Raw genomic sequence first — 10,767 nt, forward strand, 5'->3', positions numbered from 1 at the left:
AGGCCGGGTAGGCGGAGCGGTAGGCTTGGCGGCGTTGTGTCCGGATGCCGCCGTGGGCCGGCTACCGCCTGCAAAGCTGGAGTTCTCATGACCACGACGCTGCCCGCGTACGACGAGGTCGTCGCGCGCTTCGAACCGGTGATCGGCCTGGAGACCCACGTCGAGCTGGGCACGAACACCAAGATGTGGTGCGGCTGCCCGACCGACTTCGGCGGCGAGCCGAACACCCGGGTCTGCCCGGTCTGCCTCGGCCTGCCCGGCTCGCTGCCGGTGGCGAACAAGGCCGCCATCGAGGCGACCATCCGGATCGGGCTGGCGCTGAACTGTTCGATCGCCGAATGGTGCCGGTTCGCCCGGAAGAACTACTTCTACCCGGACATGCCGAAGAACTTCCAGATCAGCCAGTACGACGAGCCGCTGTGCTTCGACGGCTACCTGGACGTCGAGGTCAACGGCGAGATGGTGCGCATCGGCATCGAGCGGGTGCACCTGGAGGAGGACACCGGCAAGACGCTGCACGTCGGCGGCGCCACCGGCCGGATCCACGGCGCCACCGAGTCGCTCGTCGACTACAACCGGGCCGGCATCCCGCTCGTCGAGATCGTCACCAAGCCCATCCCCGGCACCGGCGCGCTCGCGCCCGAGGTCGCCCGCGCGTACGTCGCCGAGCTGCGTGACGTGATCCGCTCGCTCGGCGTCTCCGACGTGCGGATGGAGGAGGGCTCGCTGCGCTGCGACGTCAACACGTCGCTGAACCGGCCGGGTGAGGAGTGGGGCACCCGCACCGAGACGAAGAACGTCAACTCGCTGCGCTCGGTCGAGCGGGCGGTCCGCTCGGAGATGCTGCGCCAGGCGTCGGTGCTGGAGGCGGGCGGCCGGATCACCCAGGAGACCCGGCACTTCCACGAGGACACCGGCGACACCACGTCGGGCCGGTCCAAGGAGACCGCCACCGACTACCGGTACTTCCCGGAGCCGGACCTGGTGCCGCTGGCCCCGGACACCGCGTGGGTGGCCGAGCTGAAGGCCGCCCTGCCGGAGCTGCCGCGGCTGCGCCGCAAGCGGATCCAGCAGGACTGGGGCCTGTCCGACCTCGACATGCAGTCGGTGGTCAACGCCGGCGCGGTCGAGCTGATCGAGGCGACTGTGGCCGCGGGCGCCACCCCGGCCGCCGCCCGCAAGTGGTGGCTGGGCGAGCTGTCCCGCCGCGCCAACGAGACCGGCGGGGAGCTGGCCGACGTGGGCGCGACCCCGGCCCAGGTCGCCGAGCTCCAGGGTCTGGTCGACGCCGGCAAGCTCAACGACAAGCTGGCCCGTACCGTGCTGGAGGGCGTGGTGGCCGGCGAGGGCTCGCCGACCGAGATCATGACCAACCGCAACCTGGAGGTCGTGTCGGACACCGGCGCGCTCACCGCCGCCGTGGACGAGGCGATCGCCGCCAACCCGGACGTCGCCGACAAGATCCGCAGCGGCAAGGTCGCGGCGGCCGGCGCGCTCGTCGGCGCGGTCATGAAGACCACCCGCGGCCAGGCGGACGCGAAGACCGTCCGCGAGCTGATCCTGGCGCGACTCGGCGCCTGACCCGGTCGTGTGGGCCCTTTCCCGGCAGGGGAGGGGCCCTTCGTCCGCTCCTCACCCCGCAGAGGGCGTCAACGGCGACGCCCGGATGGAGTCACCGTGAACCAGCACGACCTCGACGTCCTCGACGAGATCCAGCGCCGGGTGCTCTGGCTCGCCACCCGCATCGTCGACGCGGCCAACCACGACCGCGACACCGGTGACGGGGTCAAGGTCGGCGGCCACCAGGCGTCCAGCGCCTCCCTGGTCACCGCGATGACCGCGCTCTGGTTCCACCACCTGGACGCCGAGGACCGGGTCGCGGTGAAGCCGCACGCCTCGCCGGTGTTCCACGCGATCCAGTACCTGCTCGGCAACCTCGACAAGTCGTACCTGCCGAAGCTGCGGGCGCGCGGCGGGCTCCAGTCGTACCCCTCGCGCACCAAGGACCCGGACGAGGTGGACTTCTCCACCGGCTCGGTCGGCCTGGGCGCCGCCGCGCCGCTGTTCGCCGCCGTCACCCGCCGCTACGTCGACGCGCACTTCGGCCCGCGCCCGCACTCCCGGTTCGTCGCCATTCTCGGCGACGCCGAGCTGGACGAGGGCAACATCTGGGAGGCGGTCGCCGACCCGGCCACCACCGGGCTGGGCAACGTGATGTGGCTCGTCGACTTCAACCGCCAGTCGCTGGACCGGGTCGTACCCGGCATCCGGATCAACCAGTGGCGCGGCCAGTTCGAGGCCGGCGGCTGGCACGTCGTGGAGGTCAAGTACGGCCGCAAGCTCGCCGAGGCGTACGCCCGGCCGGGCGGCGAGGCGCTGCGCGACTGGATCGACCGGATGCCGAACGAGCAGTACCAGTCGCTGTTCGGGCTGGCCGGGCCGGCGCTGCGCAAGCAGTTCCTGGACGGCGCGCCGGCCGAGGTGGCCGCCATCGTCGCCGACATCGGCGACGACGAGCTGGGCCCGCTCGTCACCGACCTGGGCGGGCACGACGCACAGGCCATGCTCGACGCGTACGCCCAGTGCGACGCGGTCACCGACCGGCCCAGCGTGGTCTTCGCGTACACCGTGAAGGGCTGGGGCCTGCCGATCGCCGGCAACCCGCGCAACCACTCGGCGCTGCTCACCACCGAACAGGTCGACGTGCTGCGCGCCGCGCAGGGCCTCACCGCCGAGACCGAGTGGGACCGCCTCGACCCGGCGTCCCCGGCCGGCATCCGGGCCGGCGAACGCCGGGAGGCGCTGTCCCGCCCGCCGCGCGAGCGGGCGCTGGGCGTCACCGTTCCGGAGACCACGCGGGTACGCGCGAACAAGCCGGTCTCCACCCAGGAGGTCTTCGGCCGGGTGCTCGTCGACCTGGCCCGCGATCCGCAGGTGGCGCCCTACCTGGTGACCACCGCGCCGGACGTGGCGACCTCGACCAACCTGGCCGGATTCATCAACAAGACGGGGGTCTTCGCCCCGACCGAGCAGCGTTCCTGGACCGAGGACCGGATGCTGCGGTGGACCGAGAGCCCCGCCGGGCAGCACATCGAACTGGGCATCTCGGAGATGAACCTGTTCCTGCTGCTGGGCCAGCTCGGCCTGTCGTGGGACCTGTCCGGCCAGCCGCTGCTGCCGATCGGAACCGTCTACGACCCGTTCGTGCTGCGTGGTCTCGACGCGTTCCTCTACGGCACGTACTCCGGTTCCCGGTTCGTGGTGGCCGGCACCCCGTCGGGCATCACGCTGGCCCCCGAGGGCGGGGCACACCAGTCCACGATCACCGCCTCGGTCGGCCTGGAGCTGCCAGGGGTGACGTTCCTGGAGCCCGCGTACGCCGGCAGCCTCGACTGGCTGCTCTGCGACGCGCTCGGGCAGATCGCCGGCGGGTCTGCGCCCGCAGCGACCGCCGCGCCGGCCGAGGACGGGGCGTACTACTTCCGCCTCAGCACCCGGCCGATCGACCAGGCGCCGTTCGAGGCGGCCCGGGCGCGACTCGGGGACGCCGTGCTGCGGCGGCAGGTGGTGGCCGGCGCGTACCGGCTCGTCGACGCGCACCAGGCGTACCCCGATCTGGCTGATGCCCCGGTCGTGCAGCTCGCCGCCTCCGGCGCGGTGCTGCCGGAGGTGCTCGCGGCCGCCGCGGAGCTGGCGGAGGAGGGCGTGGCCGCGCACGTGGTCGACGTGACCAGCCTGGACCGGCTCTACCGCGCGTGGCAGCGGACGCTGCGTCAGGGCGTGCGGACCGCGACCGTGCCGAGCGTGCCCGGCGCGCTGCGGTCGGCGTTCGCCGACCGGGTGCCGGTGGTCACCGTGCACGACGCGGCCTCGCACGCGATGGCGTGGCTCGGCTCGGCGGTCGGCGCCCCGGCGGTGCCGCTCGGCGTGGACGAGTTCGGCCAGTCCGGCAGCGTCCGGGAGCTGTACGAGCTGCACGACCTGCTGCCCGGCAGCATCGTCAACGCCGCGCTGGCCGCGATCGCGCTGCGCTGAGGCTTCTCCGTTGCGCTGAGCGCATCGTGTCAAGGGGCCGCCGGGCACCCCGGGCGGCCCCGGACCTCGCGGTGAGGTCCGGCCTCCGTGCGCGCCTCGGCCGCTCGGCCCCGGTGTGTCCTGCAACCGGGCTGTCCCGGCTCGACCCCGGCGTGGCGGTCCGCGTCTCGGTCGAGCCTAGGCAGTGTTCCTCACGGAACGTCACTGCCGATCCGGTTGCGGGGAGTAACCGCCTCTCGCGGCCGAAGGGGTTGCCTCGCGGCCCCTTTGCTCTGCAGCCATATCCGCAGCACCCCTTCTGAGCTGGGGTGAAGCGGTCCGTGTCGCTGCTCTGCAGCCACCCATGCGGTTACTCCCGGTGTCTGCCGCGCCGATGGGTGCAGAGCAAAGGCCGGGGGGGGGCATCCCGGTGCCCGACAGTTTCATGACGCCGAGTGACCGGGTGCCCCGCGTGGCAAGGGGCCGGGCGTGAGGGACCGCGAGAAGCAGGGAAGAACGGGAGCAGGCGCGGGACGGTCAGCTGGTGGGTGTGGGGCTCAGGGTCGTCATACCTGGCGACGGCGACTCCGAAGGGCCGCGGGTCGGGGTCGGGGTGACCGGCACCTGGTCGCCCTTGGCCGGGTCGCGGATGACGTGCCGCTCCAGGTTGACCTGCGACTGCCCGGTGCCGCCCACGGTGATCTCGTCGTACGCCTGGAGCAGCTTCTGCTGGTCGAAGTAGAGCACCGTCATGGTCAGCGGGGTCGGCTTCTCGCCCTCCAGGCCCCGCAGCCCGGCCCCGCCGGTCGAGCCCTGCACCATCAGCGTGGTCGGCTGTTTGCCCTCGACCTGCGGCAGCTTCGACACCTGCCGGGAGTGGGTGTGCCCGGAGAGCACCAGCGGGCAGGTGCCGGAGAGCGGACCCGCCGAGGCGGGGTCGTGGATGAGCGCGATGTCCACCTTGCGCGGCGACTTCTCGATCGTGGCGGCCAGCTGTTCACCGGCGCCGATCACCTGGTCGGCGACGGCCGAGGTGAGGCCGCTGCCGGCTGGTGAGGTCTCCTTGTCCGGGGTGAAGCGGGGATCGCCGATGCCGGCGATGGTCAGGCCGCCGACCGTCGTGACCGAGTTGTTCAGCACGATCGCGTTCGGCTGCTGCGCCACGGCGGCGGCGGTGCGCGGCGAGTCGTGGTTGCCGCGGATGAACACGTACGGTTTCTTGAGCAGGCCGATCGAGCCGACGAACGACGCCTCCGGCTCGCTGCCCCAGTCGGTCATGTCGCCGGTGTCGACCACCACGTCGATGCCGAACTGCTCGACCACGGTACGGATCAGCTGCCACCCGGTCGGGTTGAGGTGGATGTCCGACACGTGCAGCACCCGGGTGGTGCCGGGCGACGGTTGCACCACGGGCAGGGCGGAGACGGTGGTGTAGAGCTTGCTGACGTTGCCGACCAGCCGCTGGAGCTGCTCGGCGTACTTGGTGTAGTCGTTCGCGATCCGCCGCGCGTCACCGACGATCGCCGGCGCGTTGACCAGCAGGCCCTCGTACCGGGGCTCCTCGATGGCCTGCGGGCGTAGGGTGCTGGCGGCCGTCCCGAGGCTGCCGGCCGTGATGACGAGCGCCATGCCGCCGGCCCACGCGGTACGCCGGACGTCCCGGAAGACGAGCGCCGCCAGGATCAGCGTGGCCAGCACCACCGAGGCGAGCGTACGCAGCCCGAGCCGCATCACGCCGTCGCGGACGTCCTGGACCGCCGACTGGCTGGCCCGGCTGATGCTGGCCGGGTCGTCGATGAGCGCCTCGGTGCGCCCCTGGTCGAGCGAACCCACCTCGACGGTCAGGTACGCCGGGCCGTCGTGGCTGTCCAGCAGCAGCGCGCCCAGCGGCGGGATGTCGACGGTCGTGCCGCCGGACAGCGACGGGCTGAGCTTCAGCTCGGCCCGGAACGGGCCGATGTCGGTGCCGACGTGGCCGCCCGCGTACGTGCCGACGACGATGCCGCCGAGCGTGACCGCGAGCAGAGCCAGGACGACACCCAGCCGGCGCAGCCGGTGACCGGGACGCCATGCCGTCCAGCGGCGGGCGCGCCCGCGCTCCGGAGACGTCTCGTCCCCGGTGCGGTGCTGTTCGTTCTCGTGCCCGTCCATGCTGAGATCCTGACCTGCCCCTTGAGCGATCTTGACAAACCCGGTGGGCTGGATCAGCTCCGGCCGGCGCCCCCGTCGGCGAAGACGAGTCGCAGGATGCGGTCGTCCTCGGCGGTGGGCGTACCCCGCCCGTCGCGGTTCGAGGTGCTCACCCAGAGCGAGCCGTCCGGCGCCGCCGCGACGGCCCGTAGCCGACCGTACCGGCCGGTGAGCAGGTCGCGGGGCTGACCGAGGACGGTGCCGTTGCCGGCCAGCTCCACCAGCCAGAGCCGCTGGCCACGCAGGCAGGCGGCGACGAGCAGACGGTCCGCCGCCGCCAGGCCGGAACAGGAGGCGTCACCGGTCGGCCACTGCGTGATCGGGTTCACGTAGCGCTTGTCGTCGCCGCGCCCCTCGACCCGGGGCCACCCGTAGTTGCCGCCCTTGTTGATCTGGTTGATCTCGTCCCAGGTGTTCTGGCCGAACTCCACCGCGTACATCTTCTTGTCCGGCGTCCAGGCGAAGCCCTGGACGTTGCGGTGACCCGTCGACCAGACCGGCGACCCGGCGGTGGGGTTGCCCGGCGCCGGCTTGCCGTCCGGGGTGATCCGCAGGATCTTGCCGCCGAGGCTCTTGGCGTCCTGGGCGTTCTCGGTGCGCCCCGCGTCCCCGGTGCTGGCGTACAGGTGGCCGTCCGGGCCGAAGCCCAGCCCGCCGCCGTTGTGCGTGCCCGACTTCGGGATGCCGGTCAGGATCGGCTCCGGCGCCTGCCCGAGCTGCATCTTCGCGATCCGGTTGTCGTCCTCGGCCGTGTAGTAGACGAAGACCGTGCGGTCCCGGGCGTACGCGGGGGAGACCGCGATGCCCAGCAGACCGCCCTCCCCGCCGGCGGCCACGTCCGGCACGGTCTGTACCGGCCGGACGGCCAGCCCGTCCGGGCCCGACTCCGGGCCGACCTGGAGGATCCGTCCCTTGTCCCGCTCGGTCACCAGCGCCCCGCCGTCGGGCAGGAACGCGATGCCCCACGGCACCTCCAGCCCCTTGGCCAGCACGGTGGCCACCACCTGCTGGCCGGCCCCGCCGGGACTCGCGGTGCCGGACGGTGTCGGCAGGTTGGGCGGCGCGCCGGCCGGGTCCGGCTCGGGCTCGCCGAGGGCGCAACCGGCGGTGGCCAGCAGCAGCGCCGCACAGGACACCGCCAGCGCCGTCCGGAGGCGGCGGACACGGGGGTACGCAAGACGCGGGCTCACCCGCCCAACCCTAGCCGGGCGGACCGGCGAACCGGGCGCGTCGCGCGCACGCCTGCCCGCGTCCGGCCGTTCGGGGGAGTGCCGGTTCAGCCGGCCCGCAGCGCGAGCAGAGCGACGTCGTCCTCCCACTGGTGCGCGGCGGCGAGCAGCCGGTCGCAGAGCAGGTCCAGCGGTACGCCCGGCCCGCCGGCCCGGAGGTGGGCGAGCAGGTCGGCCTGCCCCTCGTCGATCGGCTGGTCCCGGCGCTCGATCAGCCCGTCGGTGTGCAGCAGCAGCGTGTCGCCGGGGGCGAGGGTCAGCGTCCGGCCGGTGCGCCGGGGCGGCCGGGCCAGGCCGAGCAGCGGCCCGCGACCGTCCGCCACCGAGACCGTGCCGTCGGCGCGTACCAGCAACGGCGGCGGATGCCCCGCGTTGCACCAGGAGACGCGCAACGCGCCGTCGGCCGGGCGGATCCGGGCCAGCACGGCGGTGGCGACAGTGGGCACCCGCAGCCCGCCCATGGCCCGGTCGAGGTGGGCCACCAGATCCTCCACCGGGTCGTTACGCCCGTACGCGTTTCCGCGCACCAGGTTGCGCAACTGGCCCATGGTGGCCGCCGCCTCGATGTCGTGCCCGGCGACGTCGCCGATCGCGGCGATCAACTCGCCGTCGGGCTGGACGAAGGCGTCGTACCAGTCGCCGCCCACCTCCACCCGGTCGGCGGCCGGCAGGTAGCGGGCGGCCAGCTCGATCCCCGGCACGGCCGGCAGGGCGGGCAGCATGCTGTGCTGGAGCACCTCGGCGACGTGGCGCTGCTCGCCGTAGAGGCGGCTGTTGCCGACCGCCTGTCCGGCGCGTACCCCGATGTCCTGCGCGGTGCGCAGGTCGCTCGCGTCGAAACCGCGCCGCCCCTGGCGGTTGACCAGCGTGACGGCCCCGATCACCCGGTCCCCGGCGGCGGTGATCGGCACGGTCAGGTGGGAACCCACGCCGAGCCGGTCGGCGAGCGGCACCAGGTCCGGATGCGTGGTGCCGCGCGCCACGTCGTCCAGGCCGGCCACTGCGCGCACCGCCGGCCGCCCGGTACGCAGCACCGACCGGATCTGCGACTCCCCGCTGAGCCCGGTGGTCAGCAGCTCGGCGAAGCGGGCCAGGTCGGCCTCGCGCTCGGCGTCCCGGTGTACGCCGGTGACGGTGCGCGGCCGGCCGGCCGGGTCGACGAGCGTGATCAGGCACCAGTCGGCGAGCAGCGGCACCATCGCGTGCCCGAGCCGGTCGACGGCCGTGGTCACGTCGAGTGTGCCCCCGAGCGTCTCGCTCATCCCGGCCAGCATGGCGAGCCGGCCGTGCGCCTCCTCCGCGCGGCGGCGGGCCTGCTCGGCGCCGCGGAGCGCGATGCGCAGCCGCAACTCCGAGGAGCACGCGGCGGCCAGGTCGGCGAGCGTCCGCAGCTGCTCCTTGGTCCAGGCCCGGGGCTTGCTGTCGATCGCGCACAGCGAGCCGAGCACCCGCCCGTCCAGGTCGGTCAGCGGCATGCCCGCGTACGCGACCACGCCCAGGTCCTCGATGGCCAGGTTGAGGCGTACCCGGGGGTAGAGGCGGGCGTCGGGCAGCACCAGCGGCATCTCGATGTCGACGACGTGCTGGCAGAACGAGTGGCTCAGCGGCGTCTCCCGGCGTGCCGCCCACGGCTCCGGCAGGCCGGTCGCTCCGGGGAAGAACTGACGCTCGGCGTCCACCAGGGAGACGAGTGCGACGGGTACGTCCAGCAGGTCGCCGACCAGCCGCGCGAACCTGTCGAACGCCTCGTCCGGTACGGCGTCGAGCCGCGTCTCGTCGAGTGAGCGCAACCGGTCGGGATCGGCGAGCGCCGGAATCGGCACGGACACCCGTCCCCGGCCGTGCTCGCTCATCGCCATCGCCCCCCGGGAACCGGGAACGCCCGGCCGACGTTCCGTCCTCGGTTATACCCCGCTGGGGCGCCACTCCATTCCCGGCGCGGTGTTCGTCACGGGTCACGCCGCGCCGGCCGGTCCGGGGCCGATATCGTCGGCGGTCGTGAAGGTATGGATCCCGCATTCGGAGGGCCGCCGGCTGCTCGGCGAGCTGCCGCCCGGCGTCACCGTGGAGCTGCTGGACGACCCGCGTCGGCTCCCGTCGTCCCCGTCCGGGGTGCGGTTCTGGGTGCCACCGTTCCTGTCCGGCCCGGACGCCGGAGCGCTCCTGGCCGAGCTGCCCGACGTCGAGGTGGTGCAACTGCTCTCCGCCGGGGCGGACGCCTGGGTGGGACGGATCCCCGACGGCGTGACGCTCTGTGACGCCCGGGGCGTGCACGACTCGCCCACCGCCGAATGGGTGGTCGCCGCGATCCTCTCCTCGCTGCGCGGGTTCGCGCCGCTGGCCCGCGCCCAGGCGCGGCGCGAGTGGGCGTACGACGAGGTGGCGCCCACCGACGAGCTGGCCGGCAAGCGGGTGCTGATCGTCGGCGCCGGCTCGATCGGCACCGCGGTACGCGACCGGCTCGCCCCGTTCGAGGTGAGCTTCACGCTCGTGGCCCGTACGCCGCGCCCCGACCAGGGCGTGCACGGGGTCGACGAGCTGCCCGCGCTGCTGCCGGAGGCGGACGTGGTGGTGCTGCTGGTGCCGCTGACCGAGCAGACCCGGGGCATGGTCGACGAACGTTTTCTCGCCGCGATGCCGGACGGCGCGTTGCTCGTCAACGCGGCCCGGGGGCCGGTGGCCCGTACCTCGGCGCTGGTCGCCGAGCTGACCTCGGGCCGCCTGCGCGCGGCGATGGACGTCACCGACCCGGAACCACTGCCCGCCGACCATCCCCTGTGGGAGTTGCCGAACGTGCTGCTCACCCCGCACGTCGCCGGCTCGGTACGCGGGCTGCTGCCCCGCGCGTACCGCCTGGTGGGCGAGCAGTTGCGCCGGTACGTGGCCGGGGAGGAGCTGACGAACCGGGTGGTCGACGGCTACTGATCGCCGGTTTGCTGATCGTTGCCGGCGTCCGGTAGCTCCTGGCCGGTGACGGCGACCAGCCGGGGCAGTTCGGTGGCGCGTACCGCCGGCAGCACCACGACCTCGCCGTCGTCGAGCCGGGCGACCGCCCTTCCCTTGGGGTCACCGGCGAGTTCGGCGACCCGGTTCCACGGCACCCGGCGCTGCCCGACGAGCGCCCGCAGCCGCAGCTCCCGGGCGTCGGCGTCGGTGCCGGCCCGCCACGCCCAGACCGCGGCGGCGAGCGGCACGAGCAGCACCCAGAGCAGCCACCAGCGGGCGGAGGCCAGGGGCAGCGCGCCGATGAAGGCGACGATCGCGGCGACCAGGATGGCCTGGTTGTGACGGAAACGGACGGTATCGGCGCGGCTCACCCCCCGATGATCCCACC

Annotated in this window: 7 protein-coding genes; 3 read left to right on the plus strand and 4 right to left on the minus strand. The window is 73.5% G+C overall.

Features of this window, described 5'->3' with window-relative positions:
- The first annotated feature begins 87 nt into the window (after window positions 1-87).
- Window positions 88-1,581 (plus strand): Asp-tRNA(Asn)/Glu-tRNA(Gln) amidotransferase subunit GatB, encoded by a 1,494-nt coding sequence (gene gatB, locus F8279_RS09030; protein WP_151499651.1) that lies wholly within the window; start codon window positions 88-90, stop codon window positions 1,579-1,581.
- 96 nt (window positions 1,582-1,677) lie between these two features.
- Complete coding sequence (locus F8279_RS09035) at window positions 1,678-4,035, plus strand: pyruvate dehydrogenase (RefSeq protein WP_151499652.1); 2,358 nt, start codon at window positions 1,678-1,680, stop codon at window positions 4,033-4,035.
- 516 nt (window positions 4,036-4,551) lie between these two features.
- Here F8279_RS09035 and F8279_RS09040 read toward each other — a convergent pair.
- The 3 genes from F8279_RS09040 to F8279_RS09050 form a co-directional block, all read right to left on the minus strand.
- A complete protein-coding gene (locus F8279_RS09040; protein WP_151499653.1) occupies window positions 4,552-6,165 on the minus strand; it encodes a metallophosphoesterase in 1,614 nt (537 codons plus the stop codon).
- 53 nt (window positions 6,166-6,218) lie between these two features.
- Window positions 6,219-7,394: a sorbosone dehydrogenase family protein gene (locus F8279_RS09045; RefSeq protein ID WP_151499654.1), complete on the minus strand. Its 1,176-nt coding sequence runs from the start codon at window positions 7,392-7,394 to the stop codon at window positions 6,219-6,221.
- A gap of 86 nt (window positions 7,395-7,480) precedes the next feature.
- A complete protein-coding gene (locus F8279_RS09050; protein WP_091420212.1) occupies window positions 7,481-9,286 on the minus strand; it encodes a SpoIIE family protein phosphatase in 1,806 nt (601 codons plus the stop codon).
- A 145-nt stretch (window positions 9,287-9,431) separates the two neighbouring features.
- On the opposite strand from F8279_RS09050, the gene F8279_RS09055 reads away from it, so the two are divergent.
- Entirely contained in the window at window positions 9,432-10,358 is a 927-nt protein-coding gene (locus F8279_RS09055) for a 2-hydroxyacid dehydrogenase (protein WP_151499655.1), read from the plus strand.
- Here F8279_RS09055 and F8279_RS09060 read toward each other — a convergent pair.
- On the minus strand, window positions 10,352-10,750 hold the full coding sequence (locus tag F8279_RS09060; protein ID WP_151499656.1) for a PH domain-containing protein: 399 nt from the start codon (window positions 10,748-10,750) through the stop codon (window positions 10,352-10,354). The two genes, F8279_RS09055 and F8279_RS09060, sit on opposite strands and share 7 nt — an antisense overlap.
- Window positions 10,751-10,767 lie beyond the last annotated feature (17 nt).

The sequence above is a fragment of the Micromonospora sp. AMSO1212t genome, from assembly GCF_008868145.1.
Taxonomy (GTDB): Bacteria; Actinomycetota; Actinomycetes; order Mycobacteriales; family Micromonosporaceae; genus Micromonospora; species Micromonospora tulbaghiae.